The organism is Hungatella hominis (genome assembly GCF_014288005.1).
In the GTDB taxonomy this organism is placed as follows: domain Bacteria; phylum Bacillota; class Clostridia; order Lachnospirales; family Lachnospiraceae; genus Hungatella; species Hungatella effluvii.
In genome coordinates this window covers 142,037-166,999 of sequence record NZ_JACOPB010000013.1, presented here as the reverse complement: position 1 = coordinate 166,999, position 24,963 = coordinate 142,037, and the positions used below count along the sequence as shown (strand labels likewise).

Annotated in this window: 25 protein-coding genes; 5 read left to right on the top strand and 20 right to left on the bottom strand. The window is 46.9% G+C overall.

Annotated features, from left to right (window positions below):
* Positions 1-30: 30 nt before the first annotated feature.
* Complete coding sequence (locus H8S75_RS23135) at positions 31-207, bottom strand: hypothetical protein (RefSeq protein ID WP_187023562.1); 177 nt, start codon at positions 205-207, stop codon at positions 31-33.
* Positions 208-356: 149 nt separating this feature from the next.
* Between H8S75_RS23135 and H8S75_RS23130 the strand changes: the two genes are divergently transcribed.
* Positions 357-764, top strand: a complete 408-nt coding sequence (locus H8S75_RS23130; RefSeq protein ID WP_187023561.1) for a helix-turn-helix transcriptional regulator — start codon at positions 357-359, stop codon at positions 762-764.
* Positions 765-1,039: 275 nt separating this feature from the next.
* On the opposite strand, the gene H8S75_RS23125 is transcribed toward H8S75_RS23130, so the two are convergent.
* Complete coding sequence (locus tag H8S75_RS23125; protein ID WP_187023560.1) at positions 1,040-1,255, bottom strand: helix-turn-helix domain-containing protein; 216 nt, start codon at positions 1,253-1,255, stop codon at positions 1,040-1,042.
* 317 nt (positions 1,256-1,572) lie between these two features.
* Between H8S75_RS23125 and H8S75_RS23120 the strand changes: the two genes are divergently transcribed.
* On the top strand, positions 1,573-2,952 hold the full coding sequence (locus H8S75_RS23120) for a recombinase family protein (protein WP_187023559.1): 1,380 nt from the start codon (positions 1,573-1,575) through the stop codon (positions 2,950-2,952).
* On the opposite strand, the gene H8S75_RS23115 is transcribed toward H8S75_RS23120, so the two are convergent.
* Together H8S75_RS23115 and dpsA are read right to left on the bottom strand one after the other, a co-directional pair.
* The gene (locus H8S75_RS23115; protein WP_243270406.1) at positions 2,862-3,248 is read right to left on the bottom strand and encodes an HFCD family protein; all 387 of its coding nucleotides are present in this window, start codon (positions 3,246-3,248) and stop codon (positions 2,862-2,864) included. The two genes, H8S75_RS23120 and H8S75_RS23115, sit on opposite strands and share 91 nt — an antisense overlap.
* A 13-nt stretch (positions 3,249-3,261) precedes the next feature.
* Positions 3,262-4,092 (bottom strand): dipicolinate synthase subunit DpsA, encoded by an 831-nt coding sequence (gene dpsA, locus H8S75_RS23110; protein ID WP_002605563.1) that lies wholly within the window; start codon positions 4,090-4,092, stop codon positions 3,262-3,264.
* A gap of 115 nt (positions 4,093-4,207) precedes the next feature.
* On the opposite strand from dpsA, the gene dapA reads away from it, so the two are divergent.
* Positions 4,208-5,086: a 4-hydroxy-tetrahydrodipicolinate synthase gene (gene dapA, locus H8S75_RS23105; protein WP_187023558.1), complete on the top strand. Its 879-nt coding sequence runs from the start codon at positions 4,208-4,210 to the stop codon at positions 5,084-5,086.
* A gap of 65 nt (positions 5,087-5,151) precedes the next feature.
* Here dapA and rbsK read toward each other — a convergent pair whose 3' ends face one another.
* The 15 genes from rbsK to H8S75_RS23030 all read right to left on the bottom strand — a co-directional run bounded on the left by rbsK (position 5,152) and on the right by H8S75_RS23030 (position 20,854).
* A complete protein-coding gene (gene rbsK / locus H8S75_RS23100; RefSeq protein WP_187023557.1) occupies positions 5,152-6,078 on the bottom strand; it encodes a ribokinase in 927 nt (308 codons plus the stop codon).
* Between the two features lie 27 nt (positions 6,079-6,105).
* Positions 6,106-6,747 carry a deoxyribose-phosphate aldolase gene (gene deoC / locus H8S75_RS23095; protein ID WP_002605560.1) on the bottom strand — a complete coding sequence of 214 codons (642 nt, stop codon included), beginning with the start codon at positions 6,745-6,747 and terminating at the stop codon, positions 6,106-6,108.
* 14 nt (positions 6,748-6,761) lie between these two features.
* Complete coding sequence (locus tag H8S75_RS23090) at positions 6,762-7,589, bottom strand: carbohydrate ABC transporter permease (RefSeq protein WP_002605559.1); 828 nt, start codon at positions 7,587-7,589, stop codon at positions 6,762-6,764.
* A 14-nt stretch (positions 7,590-7,603) separates the two neighbouring features.
* Positions 7,604-8,533, bottom strand: coding sequence for a carbohydrate ABC transporter permease (locus H8S75_RS23085; protein ID WP_187023556.1), 930 nt, complete (start codon positions 8,531-8,533; stop codon positions 7,604-7,606).
* Entirely contained in the window at positions 8,502-9,566 is a 1,065-nt protein-coding gene (locus H8S75_RS23080; protein ID WP_187023555.1) for an ABC transporter ATP-binding protein, read from the bottom strand. Before H8S75_RS23080 ends, H8S75_RS23085 begins: the two co-directional genes overlap by 32 nt.
* 24 nt (positions 9,567-9,590) lie before the next feature.
* Positions 9,591-10,988 (bottom strand): ABC transporter substrate-binding protein, encoded by a 1,398-nt coding sequence (locus H8S75_RS23075; protein ID WP_187023554.1) that lies wholly within the window; start codon positions 10,986-10,988, stop codon positions 9,591-9,593.
* A 48-nt stretch (positions 10,989-11,036) separates the two neighbouring features.
* The gene (locus tag H8S75_RS23070; protein ID WP_187023553.1) at positions 11,037-11,648 is read right to left on the bottom strand and encodes a hypothetical protein; all 612 of its coding nucleotides are present in this window, start codon (positions 11,646-11,648) and stop codon (positions 11,037-11,039) included.
* 91 nt (positions 11,649-11,739) lie between these two features.
* On the bottom strand, positions 11,740-12,747 hold the full coding sequence (locus H8S75_RS23065) for a LacI family DNA-binding transcriptional regulator (RefSeq protein WP_187023552.1): 1,008 nt from the start codon (positions 12,745-12,747) through the stop codon (positions 11,740-11,742).
* A gap of 371 nt (positions 12,748-13,118) precedes the next feature.
* Complete coding sequence (locus tag H8S75_RS23060; RefSeq protein WP_187023551.1) at positions 13,119-14,048, bottom strand: FAD:protein FMN transferase; 930 nt, start codon at positions 14,046-14,048, stop codon at positions 13,119-13,121.
* 36 nt (positions 14,049-14,084) lie between these two features.
* Positions 14,085-14,396 carry a helix-turn-helix domain-containing protein gene (locus tag H8S75_RS23055; RefSeq protein ID WP_187023550.1) on the bottom strand — a complete coding sequence of 104 codons (312 nt, stop codon included), beginning with the start codon at positions 14,394-14,396 and terminating at the stop codon, positions 14,085-14,087.
* On the bottom strand, positions 14,359-15,705 hold the full coding sequence (locus tag H8S75_RS23050; protein WP_187023549.1) for a response regulator: 1,347 nt from the start codon (positions 15,703-15,705) through the stop codon (positions 14,359-14,361). The genes H8S75_RS23055 and H8S75_RS23050 overlap by 38 nt, the downstream gene beginning before the upstream one ends.
* Entirely contained in the window at positions 15,683-17,431 is a 1,749-nt protein-coding gene (locus H8S75_RS23045) for a sensor histidine kinase (protein WP_187023548.1), read from the bottom strand. Before H8S75_RS23045 ends, H8S75_RS23050 begins: the two co-directional genes overlap by 23 nt.
* A 42-nt stretch (positions 17,432-17,473) precedes the next feature.
* Positions 17,474-18,370 carry a carbohydrate ABC transporter permease gene (locus H8S75_RS23040; protein WP_187023547.1) on the bottom strand — a complete coding sequence of 299 codons (897 nt, stop codon included), beginning with the start codon at positions 18,368-18,370 and terminating at the stop codon, positions 17,474-17,476.
* Between the two features lie 15 nt (positions 18,371-18,385).
* The gene (locus H8S75_RS23035; protein ID WP_187023546.1) at positions 18,386-19,315 is read right to left on the bottom strand and encodes an ABC transporter permease; all 930 of its coding nucleotides are present in this window, start codon (positions 19,313-19,315) and stop codon (positions 18,386-18,388) included.
* 9 nt (positions 19,316-19,324) lie between these two features.
* Positions 19,325-20,854 carry an ABC transporter substrate-binding protein gene (locus H8S75_RS23030; RefSeq protein WP_187023545.1) on the bottom strand — a complete coding sequence of 510 codons (1,530 nt, stop codon included), beginning with the start codon at positions 20,852-20,854 and terminating at the stop codon, positions 19,325-19,327.
* 230 nt (positions 20,855-21,084) lie between these two features.
* Here H8S75_RS23030 and H8S75_RS23025 point away from each other — a divergent pair, with 230 nt between their 5' ends.
* Positions 21,085-22,668, top strand: coding sequence for a hypothetical protein (locus H8S75_RS23025; protein WP_187023544.1), 1,584 nt, complete (start codon positions 21,085-21,087; stop codon positions 22,666-22,668).
* A 15-nt stretch (positions 22,669-22,683) separates the two neighbouring features.
* Positions 22,684-23,607: a nitronate monooxygenase gene (locus H8S75_RS23020; RefSeq protein ID WP_187023543.1), complete on the top strand. Its 924-nt coding sequence runs from the start codon at positions 22,684-22,686 to the stop codon at positions 23,605-23,607.
* 80 nt (positions 23,608-23,687) lie between these two features.
* Here the strand turns inward: H8S75_RS23020 and H8S75_RS23015 are convergent, their stop codons facing one another.
* Positions 23,688-24,962 carry an MFS transporter gene (locus H8S75_RS23015; RefSeq protein WP_187023542.1) on the bottom strand — a complete coding sequence of 425 codons (1,275 nt, stop codon included), beginning with the start codon at positions 24,960-24,962 and terminating at the stop codon, positions 23,688-23,690.
* Position 24,963: the final 1 nt, after the last annotated feature.

Here is a 24,963-nt window from a genome sequence, read left to right as displayed (position 1 = left end):
CTCACCTCCTCGATTGTCAACGTGCGCTGGTTAGCTTGTTTTCTGCTGTAATACTTTTTCGTCTCCAGTTACCTTAAATGCTATTCCTTTCCCTATCCCCAAGAGCTGTGCCTTGTCTTCCTTTGATATATAAGGAATCACAGATGCAAATACTTCTAAAATCTCATTTTCTTCTGGTGTGAGGTTTGGACTGCTATTGTTATTCATGAATCCATCTCCTTTCATTGACTTGATAAATTCATTTTACAGCCTCAAATTGACTTTGTCAAGCCTTTTTGCGCATTTATTTTTCATCTTTGGCTTGACTAATTCATTTCATGATAGTATACTTATTACTATAAGAGGAGGTGAACAATATGGAAATGTATGAGAGAATAAAAGAATTAAGAAAATCAGAATTGAAACTGTCACAAGAGGAATTTGGAAAAAAATTAGGCGTAAGTAGATCTGTAATAAATAATATAGAAAGAAACGTCCTCGCTCGACCAGAACAAAAAGAACCACTTATCAAATTAATATGTAAGGAATTCGACGTTAATGAGGAATGGCTCAGAGACGGAACAGGCACTATGTATAGGCAATTAAGCCGTGATGAAGCTATCATAGATTGGGCTGCTTCTCTTCTAAAAGAGGAGGAAGAAGATATGTCTGAAGAAATGCAATACGCAAAGGCTTTTGCAGAAATGCTTTCAAAGTTATCTGTTGATGATTGGAAAGTTCTTGCAAAGATGGCTAAACTCATGGAGAATATCAAACACAGCTAGGATTTCTCCTAGCTGCATACTTGCCGTACAAAACGTAATATTAAGCCCAATATACGATTTGACTTCTCCTTTTTAAGATATTTGTTAATTTCAATAATACACTCTTCATTATTCATATGTACCGCCCCTTTCCCTTTAAAATGCTACCGGCCTTTTAGGTCTCTTTAATATAGAAACGTCGAATTTTGTCGAATGTGACGCAATTAGCGAATTTGTCCGTTATACCGGACAAACTTTGACACTTGTTTAATATGTATCCCCTTTTCAGGGGAATTTCACAAAAATTCGATTGAAAATAGATCGCAAGGTTGCACATTTAATGCTAGGGAAAGGGCGCATATCGTGTGCAAAGTGGGATTTGCATTACCATCTTCAATCATACTAATTTGTGATTTACTCACTCCAGACAAAGCGGAAAGTTCGCGTTCTGTTAGATTCTTCTGCTTTCGTAGATCAAACAAGTGGTATTTGATTTCAAAATTCGATTTCATTGACCTGCCTCCTTTGCAAAATAGTATTTACAAAGGATAGGCAATTTATCCGAACATTTGTTCTTTACGTTCTGTAAAAATTATATAACTTATAGGGCTAAAAATCAACCCCATAAAGAACATTCGTTCTGGTTGCTTTCTTACAAATTTATAAAGCCCTCTGTGCGACCAACACAGAGGGCAAAAACAGACATACCGGCAAGATGCCGATACGATATTAAGAGCACTTATATTGTATCATTTCCGGCATCTGCTGTAAATTGGTATGGTGTATTTTTTGTTACTAGAAATCATATGTTCAAACAGGAGATGATACTATGGTAAAAGCAAATAGCGGTGGAGCTATACTACGCGCCGCAATTTATATTCGTGTTAGTACAGAGGAGCAGCATTTAAATGGCCTATCACTTCCAGCCCAGCGCCTGGCCTTAGAAGAATACGCCGAAAAAAATGGATATTCTGTTGTAGGCGTATATGCGGACGAGGGAGTTTCTGCCAGAAAAAGTATGTCCTACCGGAAGGGACTTTTAAAATTATTAGAAGATATAAAACTTGGAAAAGTTGATATGGTTCTTGTTACTAAACTTGACCGCTGGTTCCGTAATATCAAAGACTATAATATTACCGAAGAAATTTTGCGGGCGAACAACTGTTATTGGAGGACTATTTTTGAAAACTACGACTCTTCTACAGCCAACGGCCAGATGGTCATTAATATCATGCTTTCCGTGAACCAGGCTGAATGTGACAGAACCTCCGAACGTATCAAGGCCGTATTCGACTACAAGCGATCTCAGGGGCAGTGTGTTACCGGTAAGTGTGCACCTTATGGCTATATAATTGAAAATGCATACATAAAAAAAGATCCTGCTGTCAGTCATATTGTCGACGATGCTATTAACCATTACTTTTCTTGCTTTTCCATTCGAACAACAGTGCAGTACATTACCAATAAATATGGAGAGGAGGCTCCCAGCTATTATAAAATAGATAAATTTTTCCGAAACCCAAAATATGCCGGAATTGATTTTGATGGTAATAAATATTGCGAACCATATATGACAATGGAGCAGTACAATATACTTTCGAAATCCAGACAGGCAAAGATATATTCGCAAACCGGATACGTGTATATTTTTAGTTCCCTGATTACCTGTCCGATCTGTGGGCGCAAATTTTCCGGAAGGCAGCGAAAACGCACCCGATCAGACGGAAGTATTTATTGTGATGTGCGATACAACTGTGTCGGTAAGTTCAAATATCACGGAGGCGCATCACTCAGAGAAAGCGCCATAGAAAAATATCTTTTTGACAATATAGATTCTGCTATACAATCTACAATGATAGAATATAATCTAACCTCTAAGAATCAACCAAAGCCAGTAAAATCAATTCAGTCATATAAAGACGAATTGACACGCCTTAATACACTATACCAAAAAGGACGAATCACTGAAGATTACTATGAAGCAGAATACGAAAAACTTTCTGTTATCATTTCCGGAACTGATGATCTGGAGTTAAAAGCAAAACAGGAAAAGCTGATATTCGTAGAAAGGCAGTTTCAAGGAAGATGGAAAGAGCTATACAATAAACTGGATAATTCTCATAAACGTTCTTTCTGGAAACAGATTATAGAAGAAATATATGTCGATCCAAACAGCCGCCAAATAAGCGGTTTTAAGTTGTTGATATGAGGGCAGTATTCAGTATTATACAGTGCAATGAGAAGAATATCCAGGTAGCCCTGCGGACCAATCGGTTCGGCATCCTCCAGCTTCAGAATGGGGGGATTGCCGGTCAGGTCGGAAATGTGGCTGATAAACTCCGTGGTATCTCCAAAACGGGAATCGGTAGTCTGCACATTTGTGGAGATAATGGGATAGATGGAGGCGCCTTCCGCCATCAGAGCGGTGACTGCCTCTTCCATCTTACTAAAGGTACAGAAAGACCCGGTGATTGCCAGGCCGATTTTTTTTCCTTCTAATTTCATATAAACTCCTTTACTATAAGCTTTTCATGACAGCCTTTAACAGAATTTCAGCCGCCGCCTTCGGCGCATAGGCGCCGGGGAGCCCGGGACATAGTCTGGCGTTTATTTCCCGGCTCTTACATGCGGTAAAATCCACGCCGCCAGGGGCAGAGGCAATGTCAATGATGGTGACATCAGGCCTCATAAGGCGGATTTCGGCTTCACGGATGACTGGTGCGGGTATGGTATTGAATATAAAGTGATACTCGCCTATATCCTGTGAGATTTCGGACAGAGGCTTTGTCTTAAGCCCAAGCGCAGTCCCAAAGGCCAGCTGGACCGGATCTCTGTCGGCCACTGTGACATCCGCGGACAATCCCTGTAATTTACAGGCAAGCGTTTTTCCGCAGCGGCCGAAGCCTGTGACGAGACACCGGCTTTGGTGAAGGCAGTCCGGGCTCAAACGGATCGCTTCCGCAATCGCCCCTTCCGCTGTTGCTATGGTATTTTCTAAGGTGATTTCCTCTATCTCCAGAAAGTCAAAGTATGGGATTTTATGCTCTTTGGCGTGGTCTTTTACAAAGTCAGGTATATTTCCGCCGAACAGGGTATTGTCAGGCGTTAAGTGTCTTAAAAGGTCCGTGATCTTTAAGGAATCTTTCTGGTCCGTGGAAAAGATGGTCTTGCCATCCTTTGTAAAGGGTACGGGACACAGAAGGACGCTGCTGGCTTTTATGGCTTCTTCCAGAGAAAGGTTAAGCCTGCCTAAGTCGGCGGATGTAACGGTGGGAAACCCCTGTTGCTTTAACATGCGGCCCAGATAAATCTGTCTTAAATCGCCGCCCAGAATCAAATAATTATTCATGAACTTCACTCTCCATAGTGATTTTATATGAGGAAAAAAACTGGTTTGTGCAAGGAACAGACCGGGAGAGTTTGTCATATTTTACATCAAGGCATTGAATCAAAGGGAAGGTAAGATGATTTTTGAAGGATCTGCAGCAGCAGTTGTGACACCAATGGCCGAAAATGGCGCTATCGATTTTGAAGCAATGGGAAAATTATTGGAATTTCAACTGGAGAATGGAACTGACGCCATTGTAGTAAACGGGACTACCGGCGAATCCTCCACGCTTCAGGATGAAGAGAAATATAAGCTTATTGAATTTACCGTGAAGCGGGTTCATGGAAGGGTGCCTGTAATTGCAGGCGCAGGAAGCAACAATACCGCTCATGCGGTAGAATTGTCAAAAAAAGCTCAGGAGCTTGGCGCGGATGGGCTTTTAGAGGTGACGCCTTACTACAACAAGACCTCGCAAAAGGGACTGATCGCCCATTTTACAGCCGTGGCGGACAGCGTTTCAATTCCGGTAATCCTCTATCATGTGCCCAGCCGTACCGGCATGACCATGGAACCGGAGACCTGCAAAGTGCTATCACAGCATCCGAATATCCAGGCTGTCAAGGAGGCGGGAGGCAATATCTCCCACGTCGCCCGGATCGCCTCTCTGTGCGGGGAAGACCTGGATATTTATTCGGGAAATGACGATCAGACGGTTCCCGTTCTTTCTCTGGGAGGCAAAGGCGTGATCTCTGTCCTGGCCAATATCATGCCGCGGGAAACCCATGAAATGTGCAGACTTTTCTTGAATGGGCAGGAAAAGGAGAGCTTAAAACTGCAGTTAGACCTGCTTGATTTGATGAATGCCCTTTTCCTGGACGTCAATCCGGTGCCTGTTAAGGCGGCCTTAAGCCTGATGGGAATATGTGGGGAAAATTACAGGCTGCCTCTCATCAGAATGAGTGCCGCTGACAAGGCAAAGCTGACGGAAACCATGAAAAGGCATTCCCTGATTTAGAGAAACGCGAAAGGGGGTCCTGAAAGCCGTAATCGTACGGCCAGGACCCCCCTTAATTTTTTCTTTTAGTAGTTATCCAAAAATGCTTCTATCTCCCGCCTGTCCGGCATGGACGGCGCCGTCCCGATCTTCTGCACCGAGAGTGCCGCCGTCGCGCTGGCGAACACGACCGCGTCCTTCCAATCCTTCCCTTCCGACACGGCCGCCAGAAGTCCCCCGCAAAATGCGTCTCCCGCGCCGGTAGTGTCCACGGCCTCTACGGAGAACGCCGAAACAAACTCCCCTTTTTCGGATGCCGATGATAAAAAGGCACCCCGGTCTGCCATGGTAATGATTACCTCCCCGATTCCGCGTTCATGAAACCAGTCCGCCGCCCTCGCTGCGTCCGCTTCCGAACAGACAGGAATCCCGGTGTAATACTCTGCCTCCACCTCGTTGGGCGTGATCACATCGATCCGTTTCCACAGCCCCTCCGGCAGGTCTGCCGCAGGAGCCGGGTTTAAGATCACTCTGGTCCCGCTCTCTGCCGCGTATTCCGCAACCCGCTCCACCGCATCCAGATTCGTCTCCAGCTGCATCAGCACATATTCACAGTCCTGGATCACTTCCTTTAAGGAGTCCACTTCCTGCTCCGTTATGGAAAGCCCCGCTCCTGGTACCACCACAATCTCATTCTGACTGCTGTCCTCTCCCACCAGAATCAGCGCACAGCCCGTGTCCTCCCGGTCGGTCCGGAAGACCCGCCCGGTCTCCATGCCCAGTTTTTCCATTGTATTTAGTGCAATATCGGAAAATGAATCCGTACCCAGCTTGGTCGCCAGCGTGACTTTTGCGCCCGCTTTAAAGGCGGCCACAGCCTGGTTAAAGCCCTTCCCCCCAGGGCCCATTTTAAAACCATTCCCCTTAACCGTTTCTCCCGGAACAGGCAGATGCGGCGCACGGGCCATGAGATCCACGACAAAGCTTCCAAAAACCAGTGTTCTTCTTCCCATATACAACCTCCTGGTTCCCCGAACCAATCACTCCTCCAGCAGTATAACTCCGTTTCCTGCACCGATTCTGTCGGCTCCGGCTTCTATCATGGCCTTCGCCTGCTCACAGGTACGGATGCCACCGCTGGCCTTCACCTTTGCTGAATCTCCCACCGTCTCTCTCATCAGACGAACCGCCTCTTCCGTGGCGCCTCCAGTCGAAAATCCGGTTGATGTTTTTACAAATCCAGCCCCTGCCTTCACAGAACGGCGGCAGGTTTCCACGATCTCCTCTCTGGTCAGCAGGCAGGTTTCCAGTATGACTTTCACCACCGCGCCGCTGCTGGCTGCCACTACTGCACGGATATCCTCCTCCACGCGGTCGTAATTTCCATCTTTTACGGCGCCAATATTGATGACCATGTCAACCTCTTCCGCCCCGTCTTCCACAGCTGCCTGTGCCTCGTACGCCTTGGCGCGGGTGCTCATGGCCCCCAGAGGAAAGCCCACGACACAGCATACCTTTACGCCGCTTCCCTTCAGAAGTTCAGCCACCAGCGGAACGTGGCATGTATTGACGCATACCGATGCGAAATGGTATTGAACCGCTTCCCGGCAGTATCTTTTTACCTCTTCTTCTCTCGCGTCGGCGCGCAGTATGGTGTGATCAATCTTTTCTGCAATATTCATGTTGTCCTCCATTTCTATCCTTTGATTCCCCCCTGTGCCACCGCGGTGACAATGTATTTTCTCGCAAAGAAAAACAGTACCACCATGGGGATTACTACAATAAACGCTGCCGCCATCAGCCTCTCATAGCGGATTCCTGCGGACTGCACAAATGAAGTCAGTCCCACGGTCACGGTCCTCATCCTTGACTCATTCGTCACCAGCATGGGCCATAAGAATGAGTTCCAGCTGTCAATACTGTTGAGAAGAATGATAGTAATGATCGCCGGCTTGGCGATTGGAACCATGATTCTCCAGAGAAATTTCCAGTTGGATGCCCCATCCACCCGCGCCGCGTTGTAAAGCGAGCCCGGAATCTCCAGAAAGAAGTTTCTTAATATAAAGATATAGAGTATGTTGGCTGTATACGGTACGATCAGCGCCTTATACGTATCAATCTGATGAAGCTTCACGATGGTAACGTAATTTGTAATGGCAAGAAGCTCAAACGGAACCATCATAAATCCCAGGAACAGGGAAAAAATAATGTCTCTCCCGGGAAACTTAAGCCTAGAAAATGCAAAGGCAGTCAGTATGCTGACCGTGGTCGTCAGGATCACTGATGAGACCGTGACGAACAGCGAGTTTATAATATACCTTGCGAACTCCCCGGAACTCAGCACATACTTGAAATTATCCAGCAAAAATGACGGCGGCCACCAGATCGGAGGCATCTGCGTCACCTGCTCCGGCGTTTTAAACGCAGTAATGATCATCCAGTAAAACGGCAGAACCATCATCACCGCGCCGGCCGACAGGATTACGTAGGAAATGATCTTTACAGCCAGATGTCTATTTTTCATCTCAATTCTCCTTTTTACCTGCTGACCCATTTTTTCTGAATCGTCATCTGCAGCATGGTCATGATAAACACGATCAAAAACAATACCAGTGCGGCCGCGCAGGCGATGGAAACGTTCATCTTATGATAAAAGTTCTCATATATGTAGAACACCACGGTATAAAGGGAGTATCCCGGCCCCGGTTTTCCATTGAACAGCGCAAATACTTCATTAAACACCTTCGAGGTATTGATAATATTGATAATCAGAACCAGCGCGATCGTGGGCGATAAGAGCGGAAGCGTTATGCGGAACAGAATCTTTGCCGGTTTCGCCCCATCCACTTTTGCCGCCGTATAATACTGTTCACCGATGGTCTGGAGACCGGACAGGAACAGGATAATAGTAAATGGCAGCTTCGTCCAGATCCCATAGATAATCAGGGCCGCCAGCGCCATCCTGGGATTCTCCATCCATTTGACCGGCTCGATCCCGATCACTCCAAGCGCGTAATTGATAATGCCGTAATCGTAGTGATACATCCATTTCCATACGATTCCAACGGCAATGGTCGCCGTGACCATCGGCAGAAAATATACGAACTGGAAGAACGCGCTTCCCTTCAGCTTCTGGTTTAAGAGAATGGCTACCGTCAGTGCAATGACTGTGGAAAGCGGTACGACAAATGCCACGTAAAGGAATGTATTTTTCAGTGACAGTAAAAACTCCTTATCCGAGAAAAGCGCTGCGAAATTCCCCATTCCCATGCCGGTGTAGGTGTTGGCCAGATAATCATAGTTCTCCAGAAATGCATTCAGAAAGACCGTGATAATCGGAAAGACCATGAACACACTCACTACAAGAATAAATGGGAGCAGATAGATGAAGGGTTCCGTAAATGTCCTTACCGTGACTTTTTCATCACTTTTTACCTTAACCGATCTTTTCCTCTGTCTCAGAATCATAGATGTGAACCCCCTTCTTTTTCAAACGAACCGATATCTTCCCTCCAATTTCATAGGTCTGTCCGCTTTCCAGCGTACTTCTGAATTCTTTTCCTCCAATTTCCAGAAGATACAGGGTTTCCTTGCCATTTAAAAATACGTTTCTTACGGTTGCAGGCGTCTCATAGACTCCCTCCGCCGCTGCCTCAAACGCCTCGCTCCGGATTCCCAGCTTCACCCTTCTTCCTCTTTCGATGCCATTCATCCCGGCAATGAGAAATCCCGTATTGTCCCCCTGCAATATTACACGGTTCCCATCGACTATGCCCTCGTATAGATTAATCGGCGGATTGCCCAGGAAGTCCGCCACAAACGGATTGCACGGTTCATCGTACAGCTCCTGAGGCAGCCCGTACTGCTGGATCCGCCCCTTTTTCAGGAGCAGAATATGATCTGATATGCTGAGTGCTTCCTCCTGGTCGTGGGTCACGAAAATGGTGGTGATCCCCGTCTCCATCTGAAGCCGCCGGATCTCCTCCCGCATTTCCAGGCGGAGCCTGGCGTCTAAATTGGACAACGGCTCATCGAGAAGCAGAATCTCCGGTTCCTTTGCCAGGGCTCTTGCTATAGCCACGCGCTGCTGCTGTCCTCCCGAAAGCTGGGATGGCTTTCGGGTAAAGTAATCTTCAATCCGAAGCAGTTTGGCAAACTCCGCTGCCCGCTCCAGCCGTTCTTTTTTTGAAACCTTTTTGATCTCCAGCGGAAATGCGATATTCTCCCCCACCGTCATGTGGGGATACAGCGCATAATTCTGAAATACCAGGCCGATATTTCTCTTATCCGGAGACAGAGATGTCACATCCCTGTCTCCGAAATAAATCGATCCCGAAGTAGGCGGCAGAATTCCCGATATTAAATTAAGCAGGGTACTCTTTCCGCATCCGCTTGGCCCCAAAAGCGTGGTCAGTTTCCCATCGCAAAATTCCAAAGATAAATCATCAAGGGCTACCGTTTCCCCAAATCTCTTTCTGATATTCTGTAATTTAATCTCCATGGCTCACCTTTTCACCTGATTGGACTATTTGCGGATTGCTGCTTCTGCCGACTTCCTGGCCTCTGCAAGTGCCGTATCCATGTCGCTTATATCCAGCATAATCTCTTCCAGCGCCTTATCCAGACTCGTGCGAAGCTCATACCATCCCGCTATGGTCGGCATATATCCGTAGGAATCTCTCTGCTCGTAGACCGCAGCCGCCACCGGATTTACTTTTAAGAAATCCTGGTATACACTCTCGTTCATGGCCGCAGTAGATGCCGGAAGGGCGCCAAATACCGTTCCGCACTCCGCATTGACTTCCGGGCTCAGTAAGTATTTTAAGAACATCCAGCTGGCCAGTTCCTCTTCCGGATTGGTCTTCGCAATGGCAAATACCGGCTCGGAAAGGCTGACAAACTTCTTGGGGCCCTCCTGAGGAAGCGGCGCCGCTCCCAGTTCGAACTTGTCTCCGACCGCGGTGGCAAGATATCCGTAGTTCCCGGATAATGCAACGTAGCATCCGACATCGCCGTTGGCAAATGGATTGGTAAAGTGTTTGTCGTCTCCCACCAGACGGGCAACCTTCTTATTGATCAGATCTTTGTACCAGGTAATTTTCTCTCTGGCTGTCTCAGAATCAAAACCAATGGTTTTATTCTCCAGATCAATCACTTCTCCGCCGGCCTGTGTCAGAACCTCCATGTAACCGTCCACCATAATCTGGAATCCGAAGCCAGGCTTGCCAATCTTGTCGCTGACAGCCGTCGCCACGGCCTCCACCTCGGACCAGGTCTTCGGCGGTTCTATGCCAAGTTCTTCAAACATGGTCTTATTATAGAAAAAGACATTGCCGCCCAGGAACAGAGGCATGGCGTAGCGCTTATTGCCCCACGGCACATACATCTGATTCAGCCCTGAGTTGATATCTTCATCAAAGTTCTCATACCCCACCGTCGAATCATAAATGTAATCGTCCATATTCACCAGCGCTCCCTCATTGATATAGCTGGTCATATTGGCTACCGCAGAGTGAACCATGCTGGGCAGATCGTCTGCTTTTGCCGCCGCCATAACCTTTGCTTCGTACTGGTCTGCGGGCTGATATTGAAGCTTAACCGTAATATCAGGATTTTTCGCGTGGAATTCGTCCGCTACCTTCTGAAACCACACCTCATACTGATCAGAATACTGATGCCATATGGTTATCTCCACCGGACCCGTAATCTCCGTCGCGATGGCTGCGGCCGTCTCTGCTTCCGTCGCCGCCGTCTCATTCGTTCCCTCGTTCTTCCCCTCGTTCTTTGCCTGGCTTTCTTCTGTCTTTGCCTCTTCTGCCTTTATCTCCTCTGTCTTCTCCGGCGCAGCCACCTTCTGTGGTACACAACCCCCGAGCAGTACCGCCGTAAGTCCCAATGCTGCAATGCGTCTTAGTTTACTCATCCTGTAACCTCCCTGTTCTTCTCCTTTTGTTTTTACCGGTTCCCCTGTTTATTCTTCACCCAGTTCGATGTTCTCCCTGGTATACTGTTTTAAAATCTCCTTCAGTTCCAGATCGTACTGATCCATAAATGGCGTAACATCTGTAAAATGTTCCAGGAAATCCAGATACGTTCTTCCGCCCTCTCTTCCCTTTTTCGTATGCCAGTCATAGATATCATACTCTGTCGGAAGCTTTGCGTACTCCCCTCGCTTGTACTCCTCGATTACGATCGTCTTAATCGTATCGCTGGAGCGCTCTTTCCGGCATTTGCACAGATAACGAATCGCCTGGAACAGGAACAGCGCCCTGCTGCCGCTTAAAGAGTACGGAAACTCCTCTCTCATGGTTTTCAATGTCTGGATTAGAATGGGGGCGGTCGGCTCCCCGAATCCGATGTCTTCCACGCTGATGACGGAAAGACGTCTCCAGAGATAGTTCTCCAACTCCATGCTGGTAACATACATCTCGTATCCGCACCGGATCGCGGTGTCCTCGTCCGCATGGCGGATGCTTTTCTGCAGTGCGGAAATCACCTCATCTGCGTGCAGTCCGTTCCTCGTCATAACATTCTCAAATGGATCGTACTGTGGTTTGTAGCTGTAGCTGTTGTCATGTTTCATTGCTGCTTTCCCCCTTGTAGTGATGTAAATATATATTTAGTAATTGTACACGACCCACGGATCGCCTCCGATGTCTGTGCAAAGTTACTATCTATTTCTCAGCAAACTTTATATTGGTCGGAAGGAGGATCTCACGGCTCCTTTTGTTCTTTCCGCCGTTATGAATCCGTTCCCACAACAGTTCAAACGCCAGCTCCCCCATCTCCCTCATAGGCCGTTCGATGGTGGACAGCTGAAGTCCGAAATCCGGGAATGTACCGATATCATCAAATCCAAAGAGACAGACATCCCTGCCGATCCGGTATCCTGCTTCGTTTAAGTATTTCACGCATCCGATCAGCTCCGAACTGGAAAATGCCACAATTGCCGTGGGACTGTTCTCCATCTCCATCAGGCGCTTACAGGCATCATATCCGCTCTCAACGCTCAATTCTCCCTCGATCACCCAGTCCGGACAGACCTCCAGCCCGTGCTTCTTCATGCATTCCAGGAAACCGTCCTGCCTTCTCGCGCCCACTCTGGAAAAATCAGGGCTGGTGACGGCCGCAATCTGCATATGTCCTGCCTGGATCAGCTGTTCTGTGGCCTTATAAATAGCCCCCTTATTGTCAATAAATACCGCGTCGAAATCCCCGCCCTCCGTATCACGGTCGATGAGGACCACGGGAATCCCGGCCCGTTCCACTGCTTCCAGCATCTTTCTGGTGGCGGAGGTCTGATAGAGACTCGGGGTGATCAGAATACCCTTTACACTCTGAGCCTTCAGCTGCTTTAATATCTCCCCCTGCTTTTTCTCATCGTCGTCCGTTTTATAAAAGAGAACCGTTATATTCTCCTCATCCGCCTTTCGGGTCACACCGTCGTATACCTTCACGAAGAATGGATTAACCCGCTCCGGCATCACCAGGCCGATCATATCAGAGGCCTGGGTAATCAGGCTTCTCGCCGCCGCATTCGGACAGTAATTCGATTCCCGGATAATTTCCTCGATATTTTTTTTGTTTTTTTCGCTCACGTAACCGGACCCGTTGATCACTCTCGACACCGTAGCCACGGATACACCTGCTTTTTCAGCAATATCCTTAATCGTAAGACTCATTTTGCACTCCATTTCTCCTGCGGCCGCACTATGCGGCCATGATGCAGTAATGTGTAATCGTTTACACATATTTTCAAAAAAAATTAAGGTTATTTGAAAATATGTGAATTATGTAATCCTTTATAATCAGTGGTTTTTGTAAAAGGCCAGTAGTTGTTTAGTATTATAGTGTGTAATCGTTTACACATTTGTATCTTACCATTATTTATACAGATTGTAAAGTATTTCGTGAAAAAAAATGGACATTTTACATAAAAGATTCCCCTTTTAATCTTTTAACTATTTAAACTATCCGGTTCTTAATCAAGGCCGTCAAACAGCTGTCCCTGACAATTTCAAAGGACAGCTGCCACCTTCATAAGACGAGGATATTATTTTAATGTATCAGAATAGCTCACAATTTTGCCATCTCCAGCCCTCCCGGCCAGGTAATCCACGCAAATTCCACTCTCTTCCCGCAGCGAGCGTATTACCGCCTCCCCCTTCTCTGCACCCAGAACATACAATGCTGTCGAAAGCATATCTGCATAAATGGCCCTGTCACAGATTACCGTCACACTGGTAAATTCAGATTCTACCGGTTTACCGGAGGCCGGATCGATCAGGTGGCCATATACTCTGCCATCGCGTTCAATATAATGTTCATACCAGGAAGACGTTGAAACAGCCTGGTCCTTTACTGGCACAATTGCCATCATTTTTTCCGGATCCTCCGGCCCGCGTACACCGATTCTGTATGTATCCCCCATAACATACAAATTTCCCCCGAAATCCACACACGCCTGCCCCACGTGATAATCTTTTAAATAGTGTATGATATAATCGATTGCCAGCCCCTTCCCAATGGCCCCCGGATCTATGGTAATTCCTTCGATATCTATAATTGCGGCTCGTTTATCCGGAAGCAGCCTAATATGATGGTACCCGGTCCTGTTTATAAGGATGGCAAGCTCCTTTTCTGCTGGAATGCGCACCTCCCCTGAACCGATTCCCCATCTCTTAACCACTGCTCCAACCGTGGGATCGAAGGCTCCATTACTCCGTTTCGCCATGCTTAAACTGGTATCCAGAAAATCATACAGAAGTGCAGATACCTCATACGGCTGTCCCGGTCTGTAATCCCGGCACATTACCGACAACTCGGATTCTTCGTCATACATATTCAATGTCTGCTCCACTTGAAGTGCAAGATCGCGGCAGCCGGCCAGAAGTGTGCTGACCTCCGGTCGTTCCTCGATCCGAACCATGCAGTACGTTTCATAAGCATAGAAATTTACTTCCCGCATTTTCGCTTTTTTCATTTCCGGATCTCCCTCTCTGCTCTCCCCTTTTCTCTCTTATCTCTTATCTTTCCGGTCAGCACTTTGACAGTTCTTCCTATATTCATTGGGTGACATACCAGTCTTCTCTTTGAACACCTTAGTAAAATAAGCAAAATTATCGTAGCCTGCCTGCGATGATATAACACTTACCGGCGTTCTGGTCGTAGAGAGCAGTTCTTTTGCCAGATCAATCCGTTTTTGTATCAGATAACTGCTGATGGACAGCCCCATCTCCTTTTTAAACAGGCGGGACAAATAATCTGGATTTAAAAATACCAGACGGCTCAAATCATCCCGCGATAAGTTTTCCTGAAAATGGTGGTCCATATAGTCCCTGATCGTATCTACAATCGTATGGGGGGCGCTCTACTACATCTTTATATTCCATTGCCTTGGACAGAAGGTACTCCAGATACTGCATCATATTATGGGAGGAGAGTGCTGCTCTTCCGTAGATCTTATTGTTTTCCTCATTGTCAAACAGCATATGGGCGTATATATTCATAGATCCCAGCCAGGAATACACCATCTGGGTAAGATCCAGTCCCAGCTGCTGCAAATTTCTGGAACTGAGTTTCTGCTGACCGGCCAGAATATCCAGGTAACGCTCCACCGCTTCCTTCAATTCTCCTGTCTGTCCATATTTCATCATATCCCACCAGTTTTTAAGGTCCGGTACCTCATACATCATGCTGACGGGCTCGTATTCCTGAAGGTACAGAACCTTCTTTTTATTTCGCGGCGATTCATACATCATGGTATAGATACAGCTCACATCTTCATAAACAAGATTTGCAGTACTCCACATACCCACTCCGCAGAGCACATTCAGCTCCGCCTTCCCCATTCCCTCCATAAAGAAAGCCATAAAGCGTTCTACGTCGCGCCTTAATACATCCGGATCCGAATTCATCCTGGCTCTCAGCATAAGAAAATACATATGATCTGATATTTTTGCATGAAATTCATATGCCTCCACGCCATCATCTGTATTATCTTCCAGACAATTCGTACACAAAGCATCTACCGCATCCGCCAGCCCTGCATAGGATTCTGCCACGTCACGGACCATCTGTATTACAATTGGAAGAAATACCTTTCCACGTATGTAATCGAGGCCACATTCCTCTATCTTGCAGTTTAACTCTTCCTCATCTGATGAAGCCTCCCTTGCCAGCACACCAGTCCAGAAATACTCCACAACATTCTGACGGTTCTGCTCCCAGTACCGGCTGCTCTCTTTAAACGCCTCATTCTGCCTGCTCTTTAAGGACCGCTCTACCGCCAGGACTACTGCCTTTTCCAGCTGTCCATAGTCTACGGGTTTTAGTATATATTCCAGGCTCTCAAGCTTAATCGCCCTCTGTGCATATTCAAATTTGGCATAGCTGGTGAGAAAGATCGCCTGAATTGGAAATCCCTCCTCCCGAATCCATTCCAACAGGTCAAGCCCCGTCTCCTGAGGCATCTCAATGTCACAGATCATGACATCGATCGGATTGGAAGACAGTACCTTCTTAGCCGCAGGAACCCCCAGAGCTTGGAAAGCCTGGTCGATATGCAGCCGCTCCCAGTCTAAATTACGTTCGATCCCTTCAATTACATGAAGATCATCATCCACAATCAGCAGATTCATCCGGCTCATCCCCCTTTTCTAAAGCCGCTTTTACGGTATATGGAATATGAATATCGACAACAGCGCCCTTTACCGGTCCGTTATAGAAACTGATACTGGCCCGGTCACCATAAGTATAGTACAGACGTTTAATCGTATTCGATATGCCGATATGCCCTGTTTCCTCCTCCATATATTTATTCTGATCCGTCAGCTGCTCCAGTATCTGCGCCGAAAATCCAGGCCCGCTGTCTGTAATACAAATATTTGTATAGGGAATCCCGTTCATTTCCTCTGAAAATACGGTAACCGTAATTTGTAAAACGGAATCTAAGTCAACAGCATACTTTATACAATTCTCTACAAACGTCTGGATCACCAGCGGCGGTATTCTGGCCTCCCTCGTCTCATCCTCCTGCTCCAGATAGTAATCAAACGCGTGCTCAAATCTCAGCTTCTGAATCTCTAAGTAATGGCCGATATGCTCCAGTTCTTCCCAGATACACACAAAATCCCGGCCATTATTAAATAAATACCTCATATATTCGGCTGTCATGACCGACATCCTGCTGGCCTGGGTGTATTTGCCCAAATCAATTGTATTGTATATAAAGTTTAGACAGTTCAAATAAAAATGCGGTTCAATCTGAAGCTTTAAGTACTCCATATACATTAGCTGTTTCTTTATTTCCCCTTCGTACACCTCCTCCTGCAGCATGCTGATCTTCTGCAGCAATTGCCGGAATTCTGCATTGGCCTGCTCCAGTTCCGACAGCTCACTGCTGCTTATCTCCTCCAGCCCTGTCTTGCCCCGGCTTAACCGCTCCAGATTATTAGAAAACTTTTTGATAGGTTTTAACACTTTATTATACAAAAAATAAATACTGCACAGTGTAATGAAAAGCATGGCCAGTGCCAGAAAGACGAGCCCCATCTGCATCAGAAATGTCTTTTGAAACAGACCGTAATCATGAACAGTCAAACGCACAGAAAACGGCAGATTGCTGAACCGCCGTTCGATCGTGATCGTATCCGGCTCCATGGTACGCTCCCCTGCAATGCGCCGGTTATTCTGGTCAAAGAGCAGCGCTGTGGTTTTTCCGTCCTTTACCGCATTTTCCAGCGGCGCGATAAGGTCAGCTGGCCGGATCCAGCATCCAACATAGACTTCCCGGATGCTGTAAAATTTTATAATATAATTGCAGCCGCCGCTTCCCTCGACAAACTGCCAGTACTGGCTCCCGGAGTTGGGGATCAGCATCTCTCCCTCCAGCCTGTGTATGATATCATCCCGGTACTGCTCCCAGACATCCTGTCCCAGTTTATCATTCGCATTGGCACCTACATACTGTTTTCCCTCCGGAAAAAAGGCAAAAAACTGATACTCGCTTCCATACTCCATAGAATACATGCGAAAGGCATCCCGCAGTTTACCAATAAAGTAATTTCGAAAGGCGATGTTATCAGTTGTCTTAATACTGTTGATATAGGAATCCAGCTCGATCTCCGTCTCGCCTTCCCCCAGGATCAGCATGCTCATACGCCGGTTGATGTTTGTGACTGTATTCTCAATCTTATCAATATAGAAGTCCACAAATGTCTCGGCATAGCTCACAATCTGCTTTTTAAAGTAATAGGTGCTGGCCACACTGATACCGATATAAAGGGCAGAAAGAGGCACGAGAATCATCATCAACCGCCTTAAACGGCTGGATATTGAATTCCCGGTCCTCTTTTCTGTCCTCATAGAAAGTCCTCCCCCTGATGCAACGCATCATCTCCTAACATCTTAACCTTTGACAGCTCCCATCGCAATACCCTTGGAAAAGTATTTCTGCAAAAACGGAAACAACATCAAAATCGGAATCATGGCCACAAATGCAATTGCCATTCGGACAGAAACTGTTGGAAGTTTAGCCAGAATATCTGAATTTGAGCCAACCTGACTGGAGTTTAGGTACTGGATATCTGTCACCACTTTATTCAGGAAGTTCTGAATACTATAGAGTTTCTCTCCATTATAACCAGTCAGGTAGTAAAGGCCGTTGGTCCAGTCATTCCAATAGCTGAGGCCCGAAAACAATGCCATGGTTACCGCTATTGGTTTTCCCAGCGGCAGAATAATACTGCCAAATATCTTAAACTGACTCGCCCCGTCAATTTCCGACGCCTCAAACAGTTCCGTGGGAATACTGGTGCTGTAATACGTTCTCATCAGAAGTACATTCATCGTGTGCATCAGAAGATTGGGAACAATCAGGGCAAAAATAGTATTTTTCACGTTAAAAGCAGAGGTATACATCAGATATGTCGGTACCAGTCCGCCGTTAAACAGCAGTGTGAATACCACATAAAAGGTAAAAATCCGTTTCCCCGGCAGATCCTTTAGGGAAAGAGGATATGCCAGCATGGCCGAGATCATCACATTGATACTTGTACCAACCACAGTGACAAACAAGGTAACCGCATACGCCCTGAATATCTTTTTCCCCTTCATAACAATGTATTCATAGGCATACAGACTGAATTTCTCCGGAAAAAAGGAATATCCGTTCAGTACCAATGTATTCTCTTCCGTTACGGAGGAGAGAAACACGAGTACAAAGGGGAGTACCGCCATAACGGTCATGAAAATCATGACGGTATGGGAAATCAGATTAAATATTTTCTGGTCTTTTGATCTCATATCTTCCCCTCCCCCTTAAAATAATGCGCTGTCCCGGTCAATTTTTCTAACGATAAAGTTGCAGATTAAAATCAGCGTAAACCCAACCAGTGACTGGTAGAAGCCCGCGGCTGATGCCATGCCAATATTTCCAAGCTGAAGCAGGCTCCTGTATACATACGTGTCAATTGTATTCGTCACGTCAAACAAGGCACCCGAATTCATCGGAATCTGGTAAAACAGGCCAAAATCGGAGTAAAAAATTCTTCCGATATTCAACAGGACCAGAGTAATTATCGTGGTTTTCATGCATGGCAGTGTTATGTATTTTATCTGCTGCCATTTTGTCGCCCCGTCTAACTGTGCGGCTTCGTAATATCCCGGCGAGATTCCGGCCAGTCCTGCAATAAATACCAGGCAGTTATATCCCACTCCCTTCCAGGCGTTTACCAAAATCAGGATAAAAGGCCAGTACTTTGGCTCCATGTACCAGGAAACAGGAGATTTTCCCATTGGTTTTAATATACTGTTGTTAATCATTCCCTTGTCCGGGCTTAACAGTGCATAGACGATATAACCGATGATAACAACGGACATCAGGTAAGGAAGCAGAACCGCTGACTGATAGATCTTCTTGCAATACTTATTTTTCATATCGTTAATAAAAATCGCAAACGTCAGGCTCAAGCCGGTATTAATTGCAATGAATGCCAAATTGTACAGCAGTGTGTTTCGTGTAATAATAAAAGCATCCGGTGTCTTGAATAAATATGTAAAATTTGAAAGCCCCGCCCATGGGCTGTTCATGATACCCACACGGAAATCCACCTTTTTAAAGGCAATTACCAGCCCGAATATGGGGATATAATTATTGATAAACAGATAGATCAGCCCTGGTGACATCATAATAAATATAGGAATCCATTTTTTCCACCGGAACTTTCTTTTTCTCACTTTTTCATCCATGGTATTTTCCTATTGAGCTGCAAGCCACTTGTCAAACTGCTTCTGTTTCTCCTCGATCAGCTTGTCCAGCCCCGCCTGCTTTAAGGCTTCTTCGTACTGAGGAAGATATTCAGCTGGATCCACAGCGCCGGTTTCCAGGGAAATACGGTATTTCTCCTGTACATTTTTCAGTGCCGTAAGCTCTGTCTCTACAGGCTCTGTATTATAGGCAAAGCCAAATCCTTTCGATTTCTTCCCCTCTTTATTAAACTTTAACATCTGCTCAAATACATCCGGATCATATACGCCTTCCCAACTGCTGGCCATAAACTGATTGGGAAGAGCCCAGGACAGCTGCGCATGATACGTTGCATTATTGGAGTCCACACCTTCCGGCCAGCTGACCACATTCTGTTCTTTGTCGACGTATACCCAGTCTTTCCCTTCTTCACCCCAGTTTAGCAGCTGTGCAACCTCTTCACTTCCATATAAGTAATCCAGAAGCTGCATGGCTTTATCCGGGTTCTGAGAATTAGTGGCGATTCCGTAATCCGCATTGCTGGTAGCTCCCGATAACGCTCTGTGCTCCCCTAAAAACGCATAAGCCATATCTACACCGCCAAACTGTTTGGGAGACATGGGATGCCAGACCATGATTGCGGAAAATGTACTGCCCGCCTTAAATGCAGATTCGAACTGGACCGTAGTAGTTGCCGCATCCTGATTGATGTATCCGGCCTGGTACCATTTATGGAACAGTTCACACTTCTCCTTATAGGCCTCGCTCTGGGTAACCGGTATAATTGTAGTGGTATCCTGCCCGCTGTTATCCAGAACGGCGATTCCGTCAATCAGAGGATCAATCACGCTGAGCTGGCGTGAAATCGGCGGCTGGTCCGCACAGATATGAACTGGTGTCATAGTCGGCTCTTTCTCCTTAATCATAGCCAGAACCGGCTCCAGATCCTCAAGCGATTTGATGCTCTCTACATCAATGTCATATTTTTCTACCATGTCTTTTCTCATTCCGATTGCCGGAATATTACCCACTTCATTTAAATTAGGGACGCCAAACACAAAACCACCTATGTTGGCAGACTTCGCCTCATCCTCCCAGTATTTCTTAATATTAGTTCCATATTTATCAATAAGATCACTCAAATCTATAATCTGGCCATTATTCATGAAACCAATTGCCGAGGAGGCATCCAGGTAAACGAGATCCAGGGGTTCCCCGCTGGTCAGCATCAGCTGCCTCTGCTGATTTATACTGCCATACGGTGCTACCAAAAGATTCAGCTTCATATTCAGATCTCTGACCAGAATCTCATTTACCTTCTCCATAATTCTCGGAAGGTCCTCCTGCTGCTCCCCCTGAGTCAGCATGGTAACCACATATGGTTCTTCCTTTTCCTCTCCCTTCGTCTGCGCGGTTGTTGCCTCGCCTGCTGCCGGCTGGCTCTCTGCCTGTTTCCCACCGCCGCATCCGGAAAGCAGGCTCACGGTCATCATACTGCTAAGTGTAAAGCTGGCAATTCTCTTCAGGGTTCTTTTTTTCATATCGTTTCCCCTTCCTTTCTTTCGTTGTATATTCAGTATAAACAGGTGGAAGGCCACTATTCTATAACTTTTTTGACTTGATTTTCTACTTTTATGACATTATAACATAATATCGCCCTATATGTCAGAATACTTATAATTCAAGTCAGTTCAGTTATAGAATTTCAATTTTTTCTGGATTATGCTCAATACAAATGAGAAATACTCAAGAAAAAAAGGAGGATTTTTTAATGAAACAACGGGAAAAAACAGTATCTATTTTAGATCGCCTCTCCTGGAGCGTACAGCCGCCAAAAGGATTAATCAAGGGCTGCTACTATAGGGAAGAAGCCAGATTCTCTTCCTGCTTTAACGGCGATCTGGGACACTTAGGCGTCCTCGAAGTGGTGGCAGATGACGGACGCATCGTCATGGTAGAATTCAATGAGCAGTGCAGCCCCACTTACTATATGAGACATTTTCAAAATATGGACAAGCGTCTGTCTGACTACGGCTTCTTCCAGGCTTCCAAAGAGCGTACCGCAGTCACGGGAGTCGTTCTGGTCAATGGAATCACAAGTGTGGAAAAACAGATGGTAGCCGCAAACCGTCTGACCGGAGACTTTGATCTGGTGGCCGGCGCCTCCAACAGCATTAAGCGTTCCATGCTGCCTCTCGCTGAAAAGATAGCTGCCCGCATGTCGGATCCCAGCTCTGCCAGGTATTACGGTCTGGCGAAAGAACTGGAGCCAGGTGTAACCGGAAGACTTCAGATTGTGGTTGAAGCTGGTAAAATTGTACGGCTCTTTTATGATGAGATATTTGCAGACACGCAGGAAGAGATTTCAGATCCAGAACTCAAGCAGTATTACAGGCAGTCAAAATATCATTGTCCCGACTATATTTCTACCAGCGGCGCAGGATTTAATAACTTATCCGATCTTATTACCATGAGCGTTTTAAAGCATCAGAATTTGCTCGGTTTGATTGACCTCCCCTATACAGAGGGAGACAACAGGGCTCCCGAATGGGACCGGTACTTATCCCTGGCCCGTCCGCTTCAGGAGGAAATGGAAAAAGATGGCGTATGGAAGCCGGCCAATTACATACCCGTACTCGATTCTACGGTTTTATCCGTGCAGACGATGACGGCCGGTGACGGTCACCCGCTTCACTTACTGGAATTGGAATATCCGGATTTTACTTATGAACCTGGGCAGTTTGTTATGATCCAGAATCAGGGGGACAGTTTTCACTGGTCTTATCCATACATGATTTACGAAGGAACTGACCGCGGTCTAAAGGTGATCGCTGCAAAGAACTCTTCACTCTTTCCTCTGACTGCCGGCGCAAAGACCGCCATATGGGGAGCCAACGGAATTGGCTGTGCCCCCGGCGCAAACGCCGTGTTTGTGGCAGAACCCGCTACGATTCATTTACTGGCTCCGCTCATCCACGCCTGCACCACACCAACTTTGTTCCTGATTGGTTCCGAATGCGCGGTTCCCAAAGAACTGCTTCCTTCCATTACCCACTTCGTATCCGACGGAGCCCAGGCGCTGAAATATCTGGCGGACGGATCCGATGCCGTATATATGGCTCTCAACGTACCGGTGCTCGAATCCATTATGAACTGCGCCGATGATTCCTTAAAGGAGCGTACAATGGTATTTGCCAGTACCCGGATTGGGTGCGGGATCGGCGCCTGTAAGTCATGCTATTTACACAGCCCGGATATCCAGATGGGCATCCCTGTATGCTGCAACGGACCGTATCTGCCATTTAACATGATCGATTTTGAAAAAGACCGGAAATGTTTTCAGACTTTTAAATAGGAGGGACCACAGACTATGAATTTAAATGTAACAATCCCATCTTCCATAGGAGATATCCGCTTAAAAAATCCGCTTATGCCCGCTGCGGCTACGCTGGGAAACTTAATCGAACACGCAAGGTACTTTGATTTGAATGAACTGGGGGCCATGATGCCAAACTCCATGTTCATAGACAGCGGATCACCAACCATGGCAAAAAAAATATGTAAGACCAATAATGGATTTATCAGTGCTCTCTCTAAAAACAACATGAGCATTTTTGAATTCGAAAAAGAGATACTGCCGCATCTTCCCTGCGAGACCACACCGCTTATTATTGACATGAAAGCTATTGATAAATATCAGATGGAAGAACTGGCCGCCTCTATCGAACAGATGGACCGGATTATGGGCATTGAAATCAACTTGAACTGTCCCTACGGACCCGGAACTCCCTACTGGAAAAATCCGGATGAATTAAAAGATCTTGTAGCCCGTGTCCGTGCAGCAGCCCCGCGCAAATGGCTGATCGCCAAGGTTCCAGGCGGAGACATTCCTGTAGAGGAAATATCGGTGGCCTGTCAGGAGGGAGGCGCCGATGCCATAACCAGCTACAGCAGCCTAAACGGTTCCTGTATTGATATCCAGACCGGAGCATATCGCTGCGGCGGAGGCGGATCCGGCGGATTCTCCGGCCCGGCCTTTAAACCGGTGGGAATCCTGATGTGCCGCAGAGCGGCCGCAGCCGTAGATATTCCCGTCATTGGAATCGGCGGTATTTCATGTGCAGAGGATGTGATCGAATACATCATGGCAGGGGCCTATGCAGTACAGGTTGGATCTGCCAATCTTTCCAGGCCAGACTTTATGCACCGCCTGTTGAAGGATTTAGAAGTGCTGGCCGGACAAATGGGAATCTCGTCCTTCGAAGAGATTCGTGGTACAGCCAGAATCGAATAATCGTACAGTAAAAGAGGGGAATAAAAAGTCATAAACTGAATGAGTCAGACTTTTTATTTCCCTCTTATTCCGTTTCCATTCTATTTTCCGGTCTGCGCCTTATACTTCCACCCAAACACCCCCAACGCCCCAATCCCCATCACCGTTAGCGCCAGCCACACCAAAAACACACTGTTCCACCCCAGTCCCAGCTGGATAACCAGCCCGGAAAGCACGGAGGACAGACCGGCTGCCACATAGGAGCAGAAATCCAGCAGCCCCGATACGAAGCTGGCCCGGTTGGCCCTTGCAAAGCGAAGCGGAAATACTCCCAGCAGAATCGTATTTACACCGTACATCACGGCGCTGACGCCGCCTAATAAAAGTACCCCGGCAGCCAGCGATTTTCCCATAAAGACGCGAAGCCCGGCCAGGATAAATACCGATAGGACCATCATAATCACCACCAGCGTCTCTTCCTTCAGAAGCCGATTTCTCTGAATTATTCCCACCAGGGTGATGCCCATAAAATTCATCACCGGTATAAACAACAGCAGGAACGAGGCCGTACCGGCGTCCACGCCATAGATATCCTGTATCATGGTGGGTCCCCACAGGCCGATTCCGTCCTTGATCACCCCCTGCGCCAGGCAGGCGAGTATAATCCAGACCAGGCCGGAAACCAGAATAAACTTCCCAAGCCGGTTTCCGATGCCCGAAGAGGAGTCCGTATGTTCCAGAAATGCCGCGGACGGTTTCATCACCCGAACGCTCTGAAAATCCGTAAATCCGGCTTCCACCGCCGTATTTTTTACATACGTCTTCCACAGCAGCGCAAACAGAATCAGGGCGAAGCCAGGTATTAAAAATACCCACTTCCAGGATGCCGCCCGGATAATAAAGCCACAGATCCCCCAGCCGGCCAGCGTTCCTCCCACCATGGAGGTGGACAGCCACACCGCAGCTCCCGCGTGCTGTTCCTCGTAAAACCAGTGGGCAATCAGACTGATCATATTGCACCAGATGGCGCTCTGCGCGAATCCGTTCACCGCCCATAAAAGGATGATGATCCATATGTTGTGGACGAATCCGATAGCCACATTCGCAGCTCCCGACACCATCAGCCCAAAAAACACCTGATGCCTGTTGTCCAGATAATCCCCCGCATAACCATTGACCAGCTTCCCCACCGCATAGACCCAGAAAAACACGCTCCCGGTCAGGCCGATCACCGCGGCGCCGCTGGCAAATTCCAGCGCCATGGCGTTCATGGCCACGGATAAATTCAGCCGCCCGAAATACGTCAGGAAATAACCGGTCCAGCAGAATAGAAACACTTCCTTCTGCTTTCTCCTTAAACGTTCCCCCATTTCCATG

Excerpts from the sequence above, each read along its gene's own strand:
- H8S75_RS23055 (WP_187023550.1), bottom strand. The coding sequence starts at position 14,396 with ATGGACCACCATTTTCAGGAAAACTTATCGCGGGATGATTTGAGCCGT.
- rbsK (WP_187023557.1), bottom strand. The coding sequence starts at position 6,078 with ATGGGAAGAAGAACACTGGTTTTTGGAAGCTTTGTCGTGGATCTCATG.
- H8S75_RS23015 (WP_187023542.1), bottom strand. The coding sequence starts at position 24,962 with ATGGAAATGGGGGAACGTTTAAGGAGAAAGCAGAAGGAAGTGTTTCTA.
- H8S75_RS23125 (WP_187023560.1), bottom strand. The coding sequence starts at position 1,255 with ATGAAATCGAATTTTGAAATCAAATACCACTTGTTTGATCTACGAAAG.
- H8S75_RS23065 (WP_187023552.1), bottom strand. The coding sequence starts at position 12,747 with ATGAGTCTTACGATTAAGGATATTGCTGAAAAAGCAGGTGTATCCGTG.
- H8S75_RS23115 (WP_243270406.1), bottom strand. The coding sequence starts at position 3,248 with ATGAAATTAGAAGGAAAAAAAATCGGCCTGGCAATCACCGGGTCTTTC.
- H8S75_RS23075 (WP_187023554.1), bottom strand. The coding sequence starts at position 10,988 with ATGAGTAAACTAAGACGCATTGCAGCATTGGGACTTACGGCGGTACTG.
- deoC (WP_002605560.1), bottom strand. The coding sequence starts at position 6,747 with ATGAATATTGCAGAAAAGATTGATCACACCATACTGCGCGCCGACGCG.
- H8S75_RS23130 (WP_187023561.1), top strand. The coding sequence starts at position 357 with ATGGAAATGTATGAGAGAATAAAAGAATTAAGAAAATCAGAATTGAAA.
- H8S75_RS23050 (WP_187023549.1), bottom strand. The coding sequence starts at position 15,705 with ATGAATCTGCTGATTGTGGATGATGATCTTCATGTAATTGAAGGGATC.
- H8S75_RS23025 (WP_187023544.1), top strand. The coding sequence starts at position 21,085 with ATGAAACAACGGGAAAAAACAGTATCTATTTTAGATCGCCTCTCCTGG.
- H8S75_RS23135 (WP_187023562.1), bottom strand. The coding sequence starts at position 207 with ATGAATAACAATAGCAGTCCAAACCTCACACCAGAAGAAAATGAGATT.
- dapA (WP_187023558.1), top strand. The coding sequence starts at position 4,208 with ATGATTTTTGAAGGATCTGCAGCAGCAGTTGTGACACCAATGGCCGAA.
- H8S75_RS23070 (WP_187023553.1), bottom strand. The coding sequence starts at position 11,648 with ATGAAACATGACAACAGCTACAGCTACAAACCACAGTACGATCCATTT.
- H8S75_RS23120 (WP_187023559.1), top strand. The coding sequence starts at position 1,573 with ATGGTAAAAGCAAATAGCGGTGGAGCTATACTACGCGCCGCAATTTAT.
- H8S75_RS23045 (WP_187023548.1), bottom strand. The coding sequence starts at position 17,431 with ATGAGGACAGAAAAGAGGACCGGGAATTCAATATCCAGCCGTTTAAGG.
- H8S75_RS23020 (WP_187023543.1), top strand. The coding sequence starts at position 22,684 with ATGAATTTAAATGTAACAATCCCATCTTCCATAGGAGATATCCGCTTA.
- H8S75_RS23035 (WP_187023546.1), bottom strand. The coding sequence starts at position 19,315 with ATGGATGAAAAAGTGAGAAAAAGAAAGTTCCGGTGGAAAAAATGGATT.
- H8S75_RS23030 (WP_187023545.1), bottom strand. The coding sequence starts at position 20,854 with ATGAAAAAAAGAACCCTGAAGAGAATTGCCAGCTTTACACTTAGCAGT.
- H8S75_RS23080 (WP_187023555.1), bottom strand. The coding sequence starts at position 9,566 with ATGGAGATTAAATTACAGAATATCAGAAAGAGATTTGGGGAAACGGTA.
- H8S75_RS23090 (WP_002605559.1), bottom strand. The coding sequence starts at position 7,589 with ATGAAAAATAGACATCTGGCTGTAAAGATCATTTCCTACGTAATCCTG.
- H8S75_RS23060 (WP_187023551.1), bottom strand. The coding sequence starts at position 14,048 with ATGAAAAAAGCGAAAATGCGGGAAGTAAATTTCTATGCTTATGAAACG.
- H8S75_RS23085 (WP_187023556.1), bottom strand. The coding sequence starts at position 8,533 with ATGATTCTGAGACAGAGGAAAAGATCGGTTAAGGTAAAAAGTGATGAA.
- dpsA (WP_002605563.1), bottom strand. The coding sequence starts at position 4,092 with ATGAATAATTATTTGATTCTGGGCGGCGATTTAAGACAGATTTATCTG.
- H8S75_RS23040 (WP_187023547.1), bottom strand. The coding sequence starts at position 18,370 with ATGAGATCAAAAGACCAGAAAATATTTAATCTGATTTCCCATACCGTC.